General features: G+C 71.5%; 12 protein-coding genes. 2 read left to right on the top strand and 10 right to left on the bottom strand.

All coding sequences use genetic code 11. The annotated features are described in order from the left end of the window. Positions 1 to 11: 11 nt before the first annotated feature. Positions 12 to 1,898: a PKD domain-containing protein gene (locus ACI78Z_RS14545; RefSeq protein WP_457037245.1), complete on the bottom strand. Its 1,887-nt coding sequence runs from the start codon at positions 1,896 to 1,898 to the stop codon at positions 12 to 14. Positions 1,899 to 2,360: 462 nt separating this feature from the next. Here ACI78Z_RS14545 and ACI78Z_RS14540 point away from each other — a divergent pair, with 462 nt between their 5' ends. Continuing rightward, positions 2,361 to 3,635 carry a glycosyltransferase gene (locus ACI78Z_RS14540; RefSeq protein WP_457037244.1) on the top strand — a complete coding sequence of 425 codons (1,275 nt, stop codon included), beginning with the start codon at positions 2,361 to 2,363 and terminating at the stop codon, positions 3,633 to 3,635. 34 nt (positions 3,636 to 3,669) lie between these two features. On the opposite strand, the gene ACI78Z_RS14535 is transcribed toward ACI78Z_RS14540, so the two are convergent. The 9 genes from ACI78Z_RS14535 to ACI78Z_RS14495 form a co-directional block, all read right to left on the bottom strand. Beyond that, positions 3,670 to 4,551, bottom strand: a complete 882-nt coding sequence (locus ACI78Z_RS14535) for a sulfotransferase domain-containing protein (protein WP_457037243.1) — start codon at positions 4,549 to 4,551, stop codon at positions 3,670 to 3,672. Positions 4,552 to 4,580: 29 nt separating this feature from the next. Then, on the bottom strand, positions 4,581 to 6,065 hold the full coding sequence (locus ACI78Z_RS14530; protein ID WP_457037242.1) for a flippase: 1,485 nt from the start codon (positions 6,063 to 6,065) through the stop codon (positions 4,581 to 4,583). Then, positions 6,062 to 7,366, bottom strand: coding sequence for an O-antigen ligase family protein (locus ACI78Z_RS14525; RefSeq protein ID WP_457037241.1), 1,305 nt, complete (start codon positions 7,364 to 7,366; stop codon positions 6,062 to 6,064). The genes ACI78Z_RS14530 and ACI78Z_RS14525 overlap by 4 nt, the downstream gene beginning before the upstream one ends. A gap of 93 nt (positions 7,367 to 7,459) precedes the next feature. Further along, entirely contained in the window at positions 7,460 to 8,713 is a 1,254-nt protein-coding gene (locus ACI78Z_RS14520) for a hypothetical protein (protein WP_457037240.1), read from the bottom strand. A gap of 89 nt (positions 8,714 to 8,802) precedes the next feature. Next, on the bottom strand, positions 8,803 to 10,221 hold the full coding sequence (locus tag ACI78Z_RS14515) for a sugar transferase (protein WP_457037239.1): 1,419 nt from the start codon (positions 10,219 to 10,221) through the stop codon (positions 8,803 to 8,805). Between the two features lie 84 nt (positions 10,222 to 10,305). Beyond that, positions 10,306 to 11,259 (bottom strand): NAD-dependent epimerase/dehydratase family protein, encoded by a 954-nt coding sequence (locus tag ACI78Z_RS14510; protein ID WP_457037238.1) that lies wholly within the window; start codon positions 11,257 to 11,259, stop codon positions 10,306 to 10,308. Between the two features lie 190 nt (positions 11,260 to 11,449). Further along, a complete protein-coding gene (locus ACI78Z_RS14505; RefSeq protein WP_457037237.1) occupies positions 11,450 to 12,097 on the bottom strand; it encodes a response regulator transcription factor in 648 nt (215 codons plus the stop codon). Between the two features lie 83 nt (positions 12,098 to 12,180). Next, positions 12,181 to 12,810, bottom strand: coding sequence for a response regulator (locus tag ACI78Z_RS14500; protein ID WP_457037236.1), 630 nt, complete (start codon positions 12,808 to 12,810; stop codon positions 12,181 to 12,183). 26 nt (positions 12,811 to 12,836) lie between these two features. Continuing rightward, positions 12,837 to 13,493, bottom strand: coding sequence for a sensor histidine kinase (locus ACI78Z_RS14495; protein WP_457037235.1), 657 nt, complete (start codon positions 13,491 to 13,493; stop codon positions 12,837 to 12,839). A 376-nt stretch (positions 13,494 to 13,869) separates the two neighbouring features. On the opposite strand from ACI78Z_RS14495, the gene ACI78Z_RS14490 reads away from it, so the two are divergent. Continuing rightward, positions 13,870 to 14,910 carry an LCP family protein gene (locus ACI78Z_RS14490; protein WP_457037234.1) on the top strand — a complete coding sequence of 347 codons (1,041 nt, stop codon included), beginning with the start codon at positions 13,870 to 13,872 and terminating at the stop codon, positions 14,908 to 14,910. The last annotated feature ends 194 nt before the right edge of the window (positions 14,911 to 15,104 follow it).

Below are 15,104 nucleotides of genomic sequence, written 5' to 3'. Positions count from 1 at the left end.
GTGCCCCCGGCTCAGGGGGTGTACTCGATGTGCAGGACCGGCCGCTTGCGCGTGCCACCCTCGTAGGAGTCCGCCGCCCGCTCTCCCGTGCCGGTGACGATCAGCACCAGCGGGTCGCCGCTGGCCCAATCACCACGGTCCACGATCTCCTGGACCACCGAGCGGATGTCCGGCGTCCGCTGAGCGGTCGTACGGGCATCGACCGTCGTCCAGGCCGGCGGCGCCCACGACACCGTCGCCGTGGTCAGCGGCCGCGCGGTCGGCGAGAGGCTGTTGGTTGCCGTCGTGAACGTCGCCGGGTTGTCCGAAGCCTGTCCGGCGATGACGAGGTTCGACGCAGCGCTCTTCACCTCGTCGGCCGTGAACTGGACGTAGGCGTTCGTGATGGTCGCGCCGGCCGGGATCGTGACGTTCGTGAAGCGCATGCCGACCCTCAGCAGCGCGGAGTCCTCCTGGCCGAGGTTCAGGTCACCACTGCTGAGCTGCACCGTCCCGTTGGGCCGTTGCTCGGCGTCGTCCGAACCGACCTGGACGGGGATGTCGAGCACCCCGCCGCCACCACCGCCGCCGCCGCCCGGAGCCGCCGCCACCGTGACGGTCACGTCGTCGGAGGCCGAGGCCTGTCCGTCGCTGCCGGTGAGCCGCAGGACGTACGTCCCGGCCGCCGAGAAGGTCGCCGTCGTGTCCGTCGCAGCCGCGTTCGCGAAGGTCACGGTGCCGGGACCGCTCTGCCTCGTCCACGCCGCCGTGACGGCCGCGCCCTCGGGGTCGGTGATCGTCCCGTCCAGGGTGGCCGCGTTCGGCATCGTCACCGACTGGTCGGCACCGGCGTTCACGGTCGGCGGCGCGTTGGTCGGGGTGCCGCCACCGCCGCCGCTGCTGCAGGGCATGCTGCCGCTGCCGCCGGAACCGGTGAGGTTCGGGATGGCGATCTCGTAGAGCCGGCCGTCGTTGAAGGTGTCCTGGTTCGTGTCGTTGTCCACGCCGCGGTCGACGATGTAGGCGTTGCACGGCCCGGAGGAATTGCCGCTGGGCGGGGCGAGGGCGATGCCGGCGCCGCTCTTCATCGTCATGGGCAGCTTGATCAGGTTCTGCGGCGGGCCGCCCTGGAGGCCGAACTCGAGGATCTGGTTGCTCGGGTCGTCGAGGACGAAGATCGTATCGCGGCTCGGGTTGTAGGCGATGCCCTCGGGGTCGCGGGCGCCGTGCACCTCGACGTCGAACTGCCGCACCGAGTCGTCCCCGCCGGCCGAGGGCAGCCCGTCGAACCGCTTGTTCGGCCCAGGGCTGTAGACGTACACCTCCTTGCGGTAGCCGTCGATGATGAGCAACTGACCGTCCCGGGTCAGCTCCAGGTCGATGGCGACGTCCTCGGGGTCGTCGGCGCTCGTGCCGGTGAACCGGGCCGAGAAGGACGTCTGCGTGTCGTCAGGCGTTCCGTAGCGGCCGTCGGAGCCCCGGTTCACCTCGAAGATGCGGTCCAGGTTGTCGTCGGAGATGAACAGCCGCTCCTCCCACTCGGCGGAGGCGGGGCGGAACCCGACGCCCACCGGCTCGGCGGAGTAGGCCAGCGTGTTGGTGTCGTATTCCAGCAACGCGCCGTCGAGGCCGGCCACGAAGAGGTTGGTCCCTCGCCACACGTTGTTGGGGTAGGCAGCGCCTGTCTCTTCGACCTCACCATCGACGATAATCAGCCGGCCGGTGCGCGAGTTGTAGGTGACCCCCGACGGGTCGGGGCTGGGCTCGGCCCAGTTGGAGTCCGGACCACCGGTCCACGTGGTCTTGACCAAAGTGGCATTGATCACCGCCGCCTGTGCGGCGCCGGGGGCCAGCGCGACCGCCCCCCCAGAGATCATCGCCGTCACGACGGCGACGCGCAGCGCCTTGGTCCGTTTCATGTCTGCCCCCCAAGGGTCGGTGTGACCCGCACATTTCAGGGTGCTCCGAGGACACTGTCAACGGAAGCGCCGGAAAATCCTGAGAATTCCCGAATGGCGCCCGGAAATGCACAACGAAGAGCGAATGCCAACCGTCGGATGTACTAGTCCGCCTCGTCATAATTGCGTAGGCGCCTGCTCGCCCGGGCCGACGACTGCGAGCACCGCGGGTGACGATGAGCGCTGACACGCCGTGATGCCATGCGCCCGGTGGCGAGGCTGGGTCACCCCACTCGTCCCAGCCGGTTTCGCCGCGCTCACCGAGCGTGGTGACCGATCCGCGGTCCACGTTCCATCACCGGCGTAGAGCAGAACGATACGCAATGGTTCCGGACCGGCCGACCGGTCGATCGGGCGGTCACCGACCGTCGATGTGGAATCTCGTGATGGCAGATCCCCTGCACGGCGCTCCGCTTCCGCACAATGCAACGGCCGGGACAGCGTTCCGCGTTTGTGCGGCCGCCGGCTACGCATGGGGGGTCAGTGGCGATGCCCGAAACAGGCGGACACGTGCACGGTGCCGGGAACGGGCGGACGACCCCCGAACTCGCACTGCACGTGTGCACGCGGTACCAGCGGGGCGGGTCCGAGCGCCGCGTCCGGGACTGCATCCGGGCGGTGCCGGAACTCCGGCACCACCTCCTGCTCGGCGCCGAGTCCGACGCCGACCTCGCGCTCCGCCAGACCGGGGCGGAGCGGGTGTGGGTGCTGCCGACGCTGGTCCGTCAGGTCGACCCGGTCCGCGACGCGGCATCCCTGGTCTCCCTGTGGCGGTTGCTCCGTCGCCGCGTCTACTCGGTGGCCGTCTCCCACCAGTCGAAGGCCGGCATCCTCACGCGTGCGGCAGCGGCCGCCGCCGGCGGGCCGCCGGCCGTCCACTCCCTCTCGATGGCCAGCTTCGGCCCCGGCTACGGCAGGGTCGAGAACCTCCTGTTCCAGCGCCTGGAGCGGCTGCTCGGCACCCGTACCACCGCCTACTGCGTCGTCGGCGAGGACCTCGCGCACCGCTTCGGCGAGCTGGGGATCCCCGCCGACCGGCTGCACGTCGTACGGTCCGGCATCCCGCTGCCCACCCGCCGGCGTCCGCGGGACGAGGCCCGGCGCCTGCTCGACGAGCGTTTCGGCACCGTGCCCGGCCGGCCGGTCGTCTGCTACGTCGGCAGCCTGGAGCCGCGGAAGAACCCGCTGCTCCTGCCCACCCTCCTCGCCCGCCTCCAGGACACCGGGCCGGGTCGTCCGCAGCTCGTCGTCGTCGGTGACGGCCCCCTGCGGCCCCGGCTGGCCGAGGAGCTGCGGTCGTTGGGGCTGACGGACCCCGCCGTGCTCACCGGCTACCTCGCCGAGCCGGAGCAGGTGCACGACGTGCTCCGCGCCGTGGATGCCGTCGTCCTCCTGAGCGAGGCCGAGGGCCTGCCGCAGGTGCTCGTGCAGTCGGCAGCGGCGGGCACGCCCTTCGTCGCGTTCGACGTCGAGGGGGTGCGTGAGGTCCTCTCCCTGGGTGCGAGGGGCACCGCGGTGCCGCTGGGCGACCTCGATGGCGCAGCCGACGCGGTGACCGGCTGGCTGACCACGAGCACGCCGGCCGACCGCGAGCCGGTGGCCGACCTCACGAGCTGGGCCCCGGCAACCATCGCCGCCTCCTACCGGGCGGTCTTCGACCGGGCGCTCAGGCCCGCCCGATCGGTCCCGTCCGGCTGAGGGGACCAGGCACCACCGACCGGAGCCCGGGCGCTCAGGCGAGGCCCCACCCGTCGAAGTCGGGTCCCATGTACGTGCGCAGCCGGGCGACGTCGTCGGCGAGCAGGTCGGCCAACTGCTCACGCAGCTCCGGTGGGAGCACGCTCTCTGCAAGGCGGCCGCCCGACGCCGACGACGAGGCCCGCCCCGTCTCCGCCCCACCACTGCCGCGTCTCGCGGTCAGCGAGTCGACCCACTCCTTCGCCCGCTTCGCCTGTGGCACGTGGTGCTTGAGGAAGCGGCGGGCCGCCCACACCGCCGGCGGGTACGACCGCCGCTGCGCGGTCCGGTAAAACTCCGAGTCCAGCGCGGGGGGCAGCTGGGTGGGGTCCACCCCCAGGAACTCGTAGACCCGGCGGACGACGGCTGCTCGGTCGTGCCGTAACCCCTCGGAGGTCACCACGAGGACCTGCTCACGGGGGAAGTGGTCGAAGTACCGCTCCAGTTGCATGGCGTACTGGCTGTAGGCCAGGTAGATCGGGTTCTCGAGGAGGGCGACCTCGGGCGGCGCCGTCTCGGCCCCGAGGGCCACGCGGTGCTGGTAGTGCGAGCGCATCCGGACCACGGGGTCGCGGACGACGTAGACCAGCCGTGCGTCGGGGACGACGGCCGCGATGCGTTCCGGCACTCCCTGGTACTGCGGGTACTTGGTGTACAGCGTCGATGCCTCACCCCGGGCGAGAGCGCCGTTCGCTCCGGCGAACTGTTGCCGGTACCAGTCCAGCCCCCGGGACCAGTTCGCCTCGGCCGCGAAGTAGTCGAGCTCCTTGACCTTCGGCATGTAGATCTCGTCATGGCTGCGCAGGTAGTGGTAGAGGCTCGTGGTCCCAGCCTTCATGGCACCGATCACGATGAACGTCGGCATGTCGGGCGCCACGCGGTCCTCCCTCGTCTCGGGTGTCGATGTCATCGCGCCGGCCTCACCAGCACGGCCAGCGCACGGATGGGCCGCCGTCGGTCGGCCGGCGCCCGGATGGCCGCCATCACGGCGACCGCGAGCCCGTACGCCAGGAGGGCGGCGGCGGCGGACACGAGCACGTGCTGCCCCCCGGTCAGCAGGATCACCGCGGCCATCGGCACGCAGGCCAACAGCGGGACGACGTGCGAACGGAGCAGCTCCGACCGACCGGCCGCCCGGCGCAGCAGGACGGCGTATATGACCAGCAGGCCGACCTGGCAGGCCAGCGTGGACACGGCAGCTCCCAGATAGGACCAGCGCGGGATCGCATAGATGTTCAACAGCAGGTTCAGAGCGGTGATGACCGACACCGCGACGGTTCGCGGGACCTGCCGGTCGGTCGCCGCGAGCGAGAGGCTCATCGTGTTGCTCGCCATCCGGATGGGGATCATGAGCGCGAGCAGCTGGTAGGTCAGGACGACGGGGGCGAAGTCGGCGCCGTAGAGGAAGTCGATCGTACGAGGCGCCAGCAGCAGGGACGCCACGGAGATCGGGGCAGCGACGAGGGCGATGACCCGCAAGGAGATGTCCCGGAGCCGGCCGAACTCGTCCCGCCGCTGGGGCCACGCGCGGCCCATGCGCGGGTACAGCGCCCGGTTGACGCTCCGCGCGACGGTGTTGAAGTGGAGGACGAGGCTGGTCGCGGCCTGGTACAGCCCCACCGCCACCGGTCCCTTCCAGAAACCGAGCAGCACCGTGTCGAACCGCGAGTGGGTGAGCGTCAAGGTGTCGCTGATAGCGAAGGGCGTGCACTGCCGGACCGTTCGACGCAGGAACTCAGGTCGGGCCCGCGGGACGGGGAGGCCGCCCAGACCGCGGCCGGCGAGCGCCCAGCCCCACAGCGCCCCCAGCACCCGGGACGCGAGGAAGGCGCCGAGCACGGCGAGCGGTCCCTCACCCAGGACGAGCACGCCTACGGTCAGGCCGAGATAGGCCGCTTCCTGCACCCCTGTGACGAGGGTCTCCAGACCCATGCGCTCCCAGGCCCAGAAGGCCGCGAACTGCACGCGGGCGACGCCGTCGAAGACCATCCCGACGGTCGCGATCAGGATGGAGAGCGTCGTCTCCTGACTCGCGCCCACGGCGAGCGCCACGGCTGGGAGCAGGACGGTGAACAGGGCTCCGAAGCCCAGTGCGATCAGCGTCCCGACCTCCACCCAACGTCGTCCCTCCTCCGGCCGTCGGGCCACCTCGCGGGCGAGCAGGGAGGGCACCCCCCAGTAGAACGGCAGGAGGGACGTCAGGGTGAGAGCGAACTGCACGATGCCCACCAAGCGTGGGCCACCTGTCCGCGCCAGCAGGATGACGACCACGATCCCCGAGATGGCGCGGAAGGCGAACGAGAGCATCTGGAACTGCGAGTTCGAGACCACCTTCCGTGACGCCGAGCGATCCGACGGCCCCCCGGCCCGCGCCTGGAGCTGACCGGTCACGTGGCCCGTCCGAGGGGCGGCGCGACCCCTGGACCGGTCCGGATGGGCACCGGTTCCGCACCCGGCACCGCACGGTCGGCCGAGGCGAGCAGAGCCGCCGCCGCGACCAGGCCGAGCAGCGTCCAGAACCACCGGTAGTGCAGTACCTCGTGGGTCACCGCCGTGACTGCGAAGGCCAGGCAGGCGCCGGCCAGCGCGGCCGGCACCGGGAGCACCCGGGCGAGGGGCGGTGACAGAGGCCGCGCCGTGAACCGGGTGCAGCGCACGATGATCACGCCGATCAACCCTGCCAGCGCGAGCGCTCCGACGGGACCGCGTTCGACCAGGGTGGCGAGGTAGTCGTTGTGCGCTTCCTTCACCGCCGAGGCGGCCGTGCTGTCCAGGGAGTTCAAGGTGTTGGCCGGACCGACACCCAACAGGCTGCCGCTCTCGAACAGCTCAAACTGGGACTGGAAGAGCGACTCCCGCGCCTCGGCACTGCGTTCACCACGGCCCAAGGAGTACCGCAGCAGCGGGTTGTCGCTGTGCTGGGCCATCTGGACCAGCGGCGCGCCCACCTGGATCCAGCCGACGCCGAGCACGCCCACCACGGCCGTGATCACGGCGATCGCCTTGAGCAGACCGAGCCGGATCCGGAGGCTCAGGAAGAGCGCCAGGACGGCCCCGATCACGAGGGATCCCAGGGCCGCGTTGGAACCGGTGAAGAACATCGCGGCCAGGAGGACGGCGCAGGCCCCGATCCGTGCCCAGCGGTGCCGCGGGCGACCGGCGGCCACGACGACGAAGACGGCGATCATGAAGTAGTTGCCGGCCATGTTCGGGTGGTCGAAGAACAGCCGGGCCCGAGTGCCGAGCCCGCCCGATGCCCCCGAGACGGCGCTCCACCCCAGCAGCACGGCCAGGACAAGCAGCGCGCCCCATGCGGTCGCGCTGATCGCCCAGGCGCGGAGGACGACCCGCAGTGCCCGGGGGGTCCGGCACACGGTGGCCAGCGCGGCCGCCCAGAGGAGGAGCAGGATCTCCTGGATGACGGCGATACCGCCGCGCATCGGGTGCGTGCCCACCAGAGCGGCCGCCAGTCCGGCGACCAGCAGCCCGGTCATCGGTGCGACGTAGGGCAGGTGCAGCCTCGCCCCGGTCGACAGCGCCCAGAGGAACGCCACGAAGATGCTGGCTGCGATCAGGACGTCGATCGGCGCGCTGTGCCCGGGCCCCTTGGGCACGAGCAGCGGGATCAGGGCCACGCTGCCCGCGATGACGGCCAGGACGCCGCCGGCCGGCTCCTGGGTCCCCACCCGCACGGACGGATCCCCGGGCACGGACGACGGCGTCCTGAGTGCGGCCGCACGGGCGAAGCGCGGCGCGCGCTCGAACCGCCAGGTCACGTCGCTGACCTAGAGGCCGGGGGTCGAGGGCGCCTGGCGCGACAGCGCCATCGCCTCGTCGTCGAACTCGGTCAGCTCGTGCCGCGCCATCCGCCGACCCCGGTAGGTGACGATCCCCAGGATGGGCTCCTGGGTCACCTGCACGTGTCGCTCGAGGGCATCCAGCGAGCTGCCCCTGAGGGCCTCCGGCGCGACGACGACGATGCCCGCGTCCGACTGGGGAAGCCGGCTCGGCCGCATCTCGTCCTCGTGGTCGCTGGCCTCGAGCGCGAGCGGCACGACGGCAGGTCCCCCGTTCTCGCTGTTGTCCAGTGACCGGGCCAGGCTGGCGACGTCCACGGGCGGCCCCACGGGCACCAGCTGCACCGTCCCCACGCCCGCGTTCTGCGCCGCGAGGGTGACGTACTGGGTGAGCAGCGGGTCCGGCAGCTCGGTGCCCCGACTGGGGGCGTGCCGCAGGGTACCGAGCACCGGAGCGCCCAGCTGCCGCGCGAGCGAGGTGCGGCCGAGGGTCGGCCACCAGGCCTCACGCACCGCCGCGAGGGCGACCCCCAGGATCAGCCCGAGGAGACCACCCACGGCGAGCCGGGACGGCAGCGACGTCGGGACGGGCGTTCCCGGTGCGGTGGAGTCGTCGATCACACGTGGCCGCACCACCTGGGCCAGTGACGTGGACAGCTGCTGACGCTGCGCCTCCAGGACGCGGCGCTGCTCCAGGGCCGCATCGTGCTGGAGGGCAAGTGACTCGACGGGCGCGAACGGCTCCATCGCGGCGGCCTCGATGGCGGATATGTTCGCCGTCACGGCCCGGATCTGCTCGTCGGTCTGCGCGATGAGCTGGTGGGTGTTCCCGAGGAGCACCTCCTCGCGGAGCCGCACGACCTCGGCGGCGAGGGCGTGCACGATCATCCCGGCCACCTCCGCGTCCCGGTCGGTCACGGTCAGCTCGAGGACGCCGGAGGTCCCCACGGGTGCGACCTCCACCTGCTCGGCCACCTGCACCGGGTCCTGGCGCACGCCGACCTGCTCCAGTGCCCGCCCGATCACCTGAGGGCTGGAGGCCAGGGCGAGCGCCGTGTCGCCGAGGGCGTTGGCCTCCTGACCGTCGCGGGTGTCGGCCGATCCGATGATGATGCGGGCGGATGCCTGGTACTCCGTCGCCGCTGACTTGGCCATGAGGAACGGCACGCTGAGCCCCACGAGGGTCAGCACCAGGATGATCGCCCAGTGTCGTCGGATGATCCGTTGGGCTGCTTCGTCCACGTCCACGTCGATCTCTGCCTCTCGATTCGGCCCCGCAGCACGCCGGGCTCCGTGTCGCTGCTCCGTCCACGGCGCGCGGGCGGGCGAGGTCATCGGCCCGCCGCCTTGAGTACCTGACCCGCCGTGCGCAGCAAGATCTTGATGTCACCCCACATCGACCAGTTCTCGATGTAGAAGTTGTCGAAGCGGGCTCGGTCCCCGATGGAGGTGTCCCCGCGCAACCCGTGGATCTGCGCCCAGCCGGTGAGCCCGGCCGGCACTCGGTGCCGGGCGGTGTACCAGGGGAACTGGCGGGTGAACTCGTCGACGAAGTACGGGCGTTCCGGACGGGGCCCCACCAGGCTCATGTCGCCGCGGAGGACGTTCCACAGCTGCGGGAGCTCGTCGAGCGACGTCCGACGCAGGAACCTGCCGATCGGACGCAGGCGCTCGTCCTCGGCGATGTTCCACCGGGTGGACGCTTCCGATCCCGACGCCGGCCTCATCGAGCAGAACTTGAGGAGGGTGAAGGGCCGACCGTCGAGCCCGATGCGGGTCTGGCGGAAGAGCACCGAGCCGGTGTCCCAGCGGGTGAGGACGATGCAGGCCAGCAAGACCGGGGCCAGGAGCATCAGGGCGGTCGCCGAGATGACGATGTCGCTGACACGCTTGGCCGTCCAGGCTCCACAGCGGAAGGGAGCCCTGCGCATCCGCACCAGCGGGACGCCCCAGAGGACCTCCGTCTCCCTGGTGACCGCATGCAGCTCGTAGAGCCGAGGGACGAAGTAGATCTCGCAGGACAACCGGTCGCACGTCCGGAGCATCCCCACCACGTTCAGCTCCCGGACGGAGCCGTACGTGACGATCACGACGTCGACGGCGTGTTCCACCACGACCCGGCTGAGGTCGTTGTACTGGCCCAGGACGGGCACCGGGCGCTCGTCCTCGCGGAGCAGGGGGTCGTCGTCGAGCAGACCCTGCGGCTCCAGGCCGTACTCCGGGTGCGTGAGCAGGTTGCGCGCGAGCCCGCCGGCCACCGCGCCGGCACCGACGATCAGCGTCCGCTGGCGCAGCCGGTGGTGCCGCCTGGCCGTCCGGATCCCGCTGTAGGCGACATACCGTCCGGCGAGGCACAGCCCGCCGAAGGCCACTGCTGTCTGCAGCCGGGCCGTTCCGGCCAGACCGTCGTTGAGGCCGCCGAGCACCATGGCGCCGGCGCCTGCTGCCAGCGCACGGCCCAAGATCGAGGGCGCGTCGTCGAGGAGGGAGTACGCCAGCCGGTTCCGGTAGAGGTCCCCAGTGTGGAAGAGCACGAGGACGAGTCCGAGCACGGTGAGCGTCTTGAGGCTCGCCGTACCGGTGAGCAGCATGGCCGCCACGAACGCCGTGACGTCCACGCTCAGCAGCACGACCCGGGGGATCCGCACCGCTCCGAGCCGGACGGGGCGTGTCCGGGTGAGCCGGGCCAGCGCCGTCGAGCGGTCCTCCAGCCCGTTGGGGGCGCCGCGGAACAGGCCCGTGGGGAGCACCGCCCGCGACCGTGGCGCGAGGTGGCGCGGCTTGGCCGAGGCGCCCGTGACCTGTTGCCCTGACACCATGGCGGATGCCTCCCGTCACGCAGCGCCGGCGGCGGCGAGCACGGCGGATCGCTGGGCCTCGACCATCGATCCCAGCCCCTCACGCAACCCCACGCGGGGGACGTAGCCGAACCCCCGGAACGCGGTCGTCGTGTCCGCCGCGGTGTCCCGGACGTCGCCTCGCTGCGCCGGCCGCCGGATGACGGTGGGCTCGCCTGCGAGCTCCGAGACGATGCGGAGCACCTCGCTCATGGAGGTCCGGCTGCCACCGCCGAGGTTGGCCACCCCGGTGAAGTCCGAGCGCGCCACGTCCCCCATCGCTCGCACGACGTCCCCGACGTAGGTGAAGTCGCGGGTCTGGGAGCCGTCGCCGTACAGCTCGAACGTGCCGCCGTCGAGAGCGGCCGAGACCAGCCGGGAGAACGCCATGTCCGGGCGCTGCCGGGGGCCGTAGACGGTGAACAGCCGCAGGGACACGGTGGGCAGGCCGAAGCCGACGCGATACAGCTCGCAGAGGTGCTCGGCTGCGAGCTTGGTAACCCCGTAGGGGGACACCGGCTGAGGCCGCACCGTCTCGGCGGTGGGGTAGGCCTCCGCGTTGCCGTAGACGCTGGAACTGGACGCGTAGACGAGCTTCCGCAACTCGACCGACCGGGCCGCCTCCAGGACCGCCTGCGTGGCCAGGACGTTGCGGGAGACGTAAGTGGCGAAGTCCGAACCCCAGGAGGGCCGCACCCCCGGCTGACCCGCGAGGTGGTAGACGACGTCGGCGTCGCGGAAGAGCTCGATGAGCGGGGCGGACTGCAGGTCCTCCCGACAGAGCCGGAAACCCTCGTGCCGGCGCGCCGCCAGGAGATTGGCCTCCTTGCGCGCCGGGTCGTAGTACTCGGTGAGGCAGTCGACGCCCACCACGGTGTCACCGCGTGCCAGCAGTTCTTCACACAGGTGGGAACCGACGAAGCCCGCGGCCCCCGTGACGACGCATCGCATGCCGTGCCTCCACTGCCCTCGGCCAGTCGACGTGGTCGGTGACGCTAGGGCGCGGACCTGGCCAGCGGATCCGTCACCGTGGTGATCCGAAATACGCAGGACGGTTGAGGAACAGGCATCTCCCAGAGGTGTCCGCGCGCGGGCGTGACCGTCCAGATGCGCGGCGTGGCCCGTAGGAGCGGCCGCGCGGTCAGCCGAAGCCGGCGCGACGGGCGAGCATGACCGCCGCCAGGGACGTGTGGACATCGAGCTTGGCCAGGATGCTCTGCATGTGGGTGCGCACCGTGTTCGGTGAGATGGCCAGTTGGACGGCAATCTCCTGACGGCTGGCCCCCGTGGACATCGCCCGGAGGACCTCGCGCTCCCGGGCGGTGAGCGAGCGGAAGGGGAGCTCGGCCTGGTTCCTGTCCTGCTCCTCACGGAGCAACTGGTCCAGGAGCTGCGTCAGCAGGAGCGGCGGGATGCGGGTCTCGCCCCGGCGGACGGCGTGGATGACGTCGACCAGGGCGGCGATGCCCACGTCCTTGGGAACCCACCCCCGGAAGCCCTGGCGTATCGCGTACGCCACGGTGGCGACGTCCTCCCCACCGCTCACGCCCACGAGGCCCGCCTGGGGGCACGCGGCGCGGATCTCGGGTCCCAGGGCGAGGAAGTCACCGGCGCCGTCCGTGGCGAGCACGGCCACGTCGACACCTCGACTCCGGGCGGCCGGCACCACCTCGGAGGGCTTCACGACAGCGGCGATGACACGCAAGCCGGGCTCCGCCCCCAGGCGCATCTCGAGCGCCTCGACGAACGACCGGTGCCCGTCGCCGAGGAGGACCCGGATCTCGCTCATGCTGGCATGCTGGGGCAGCCGCCTTCGACCGTCGACCCGCACCTGTCGGACGCGCCTCTACGTCGAACGCTGTAGGCGCCCGGTCACAGTTCGTCGTCCACGCCCGCGCCCACCACGAGCGCGACCGCTTGCAGCCGGGTGTGCACGCCAAGCTTGTGCAGCACGTTCTGCATGTGGGTGCGCGTAGTGCTGGGCGCCATGCCCAGCGCGCGGGCGATGGTCACGGTGTCCTGCGCCTCGACCAGGCGGCGCAGGACCTCCCGCTCCCGGGTGGTGAGCAGGTCGACCAGCCGGTGGACCCGCGCCCGCTCGGCAGAACCGGCGGGACTCCCCACGGGGATCGGCGGAGGGAGCCGCCGACCGGCGGCGATGCCGTCGAGCGCCTCGAAGATGGCGCTGATCGGCTGGGCCTTGCGTAGGAAGCCGGCTGCTCCCGCTGCCGCGACTGCCTCCTGGTCCCGGGGGTCGGCGGAGCCGGAGAGGACGACGACCAGACACGACGGGTGTTCTTGCCGGAGTCGTGCCACCGTCTCCACGCCGTCGCCGTCCGGGAACTGCAGGTCGATGAGACACACGTCGGGCCGGAACTCCCCGACCGCCCGGAGTGCATCGTCGGGAGAGGTCCTGACGAGGACCTCGTGGCCGCGCCGGGTCAGCGCGGTGGCGATCGGCTCGACGAACAACCGATGGTCGTCACAGAGGAGGACTCGCACGGACGCCGCCGTCGTGGTGGCGCCAGTCAGGCGGTGGCCTGGTGCGGACAGGCCCCGCCGAGGTCGGCCCGTTCGGCCCAGACCGGGAGGGAGAGCACGGCCCGCGCTCCCTTGCCCCCCGGGCCGTGGCCGACCGAGATCCCCCCGCCGATGGACTGCAACGCGTGCCGGGTGACGGCGAGACCGACGCCCGTGCCACGGGGCACCCGGCCGAATCCTGGCCCGTCGTCCTCGACGACGACCTCGACCACGTCGGCGTGGCACTGCACGGACACCGCGACGCTGCCATCCGGCCCGGCGGCGCGAACGGCGTTGTCGACGACGTTCATGACGCACCTCCGCAGCGACGGGCGGCTCCCCCGCACCGCCATGCCACCGGCATCCCCTCGGCGGGTCAGCACCCCGCTCCAGGTGAGACGGACGGCGTGCAGCACGGAATCGAGCACCTCGTCGAGGTCGACGTGATCACACTCCGAGGCGCTCCGGGCGCGGCGCGTCTCGAGCACGCTCCAAGCGGCTCCGGAGACCTCCATGGTCTGCTCGACGATCTGGTGGAGGTAGCGCCGCACGTCGTCGGGGACCTCGGGATGCCCCCCCGCGGCCTCGGCGAGGGCGAGCACCGCGGCGACCGGCTGCCGGATCTCGTGCATGGCCACCCTCAACCGGTCCTCGACGCGTGACATCACCTCACTCTCACTGTCGACGTACCCGTCCACGGCCCTGAACCCAACGTCTCCGAGCGGCATGCCCACCCCCAGGAATCGGCGTCCTGCCTCATCTAGAACCACCGCTGTCGGAGAGGTAAACGAACCGTGAATGAGAGGCCAAGCGATTCCGCCACGATAAGTGCCCCGACTCATGCATCTGTCGTAGGTCGACACGCTTCGTCGACCCCTCGGAACCGAGCGTGCGCTGCACCCCCGAGGGGATGAGGGTGCCACCGATGCCGGGCGTAGGACCGCCGTGATGCCGCGAAAAAACCCGATGCCGTGTGAGAGCGGCCGGGTCGTGCTGCGACCCCTGGTACCGCGAACCGGCTGCACGCCACAATCCGCCGTCATGGCCACCGAGGGCTCCGCTGCAACACCCCATGACCCGCATTCACCACCCGCACGTGAGGCGGCCCGGTGGACCCGACGCAGCCGCCTCCTCCAGCACGTCCACGGGGCGGGCGGCCGCCGGCGACGTGTCCTGCTGATCGTCCTCGGCGTCCTCTTGATGGGTGTGGGCGCGAGCGCCGGCGTCGCCTTGTGGGGCGTGAGCCACTTCGGCGGCAACATCACACGACTCGAGTCCGCCATCCCCACGGGGGACCGACCCCCGGCGGCGGAAGCGGCTCCGGATGAGCAGCCACCGGTCACGTTCGTGCTCGTCGTGACCGACTCCGGCTCGAGCGGGACCGCCCAGTCGGTCAGCCTCGTCCGCCTCACCGGGGACCGGCGGCACGTCCAGCTGGTGTCCTTCCCGCTCAACACGTGGGTCGCTGCTCCGGACCGCTCCGGGACCACCCTGGAGGCGGCCTACGAGTCCGACCGGGCGGAGCTGGTGCGCCAGATGGAAACGCTCACCGCCATCCGGATCGACCACTACGCCGAACTCGACTACGTCGGTTTTCGTACCGTCACAGACGCGCTCGGTGGCGTAGACGTCTACGTTCCCGCGCCGTTCCCTGGGTCCGGGGGTGACTTCCGGCCGGGCGTCCAGCACCTCGACGGCGCCGCCGCCCTGGCCTATCTGCGGGGTGCTCCCACCGAGGCCGCGTACGATGCCTCCGTCGCACGGCAGCAGCAGCTGATCACTGCGTTGTTCGACGCCCTCTCACGAGCGGACGTGCTCGGCGACATCGGCACGCTCACCCGAACCCTGGACTCGCTCACCGGCGCCTTGGCCGTCGACGACACCCTGAGCAACGCCGACCTGGTGGGCCTGGCCTGGAGCCTGCGCGAGGTCCGCGAGCCAGACAGCATCGTCGTGCCGATCTCGGGAAGCGGGATCGAGGAAGGTACCCGAGTTCAGTACGTCGACCCGGGCCGCGGGGCCGATCTGTGGCATCACCTGTCGACCGACGACCTCGACTCGCACCTCGGCGCATTCGGCTGAGCCGGCAGGCCTCAGAAGAAGGGGCCCGGAGAGTTGGTTCGGCTCACGAGCGAACGGTCAACCGCCCCGGCGGCCGAGGGCGCGGTGGGTCCAGCCTGCGGCGGTCCACGCCTCGCGGTCCAGGGCGTTGCGGCCGTCGAGCACCCGCTTCTGCGCCACGACCCGGCCGAAGGCGACCGGGTCCAGCTCCCGGT

This window comes from Geodermatophilus sp. SYSU D01176, from assembly GCF_054050015.1.
This window is presented reverse-complemented; position numbering and strand designations above follow the sequence as displayed.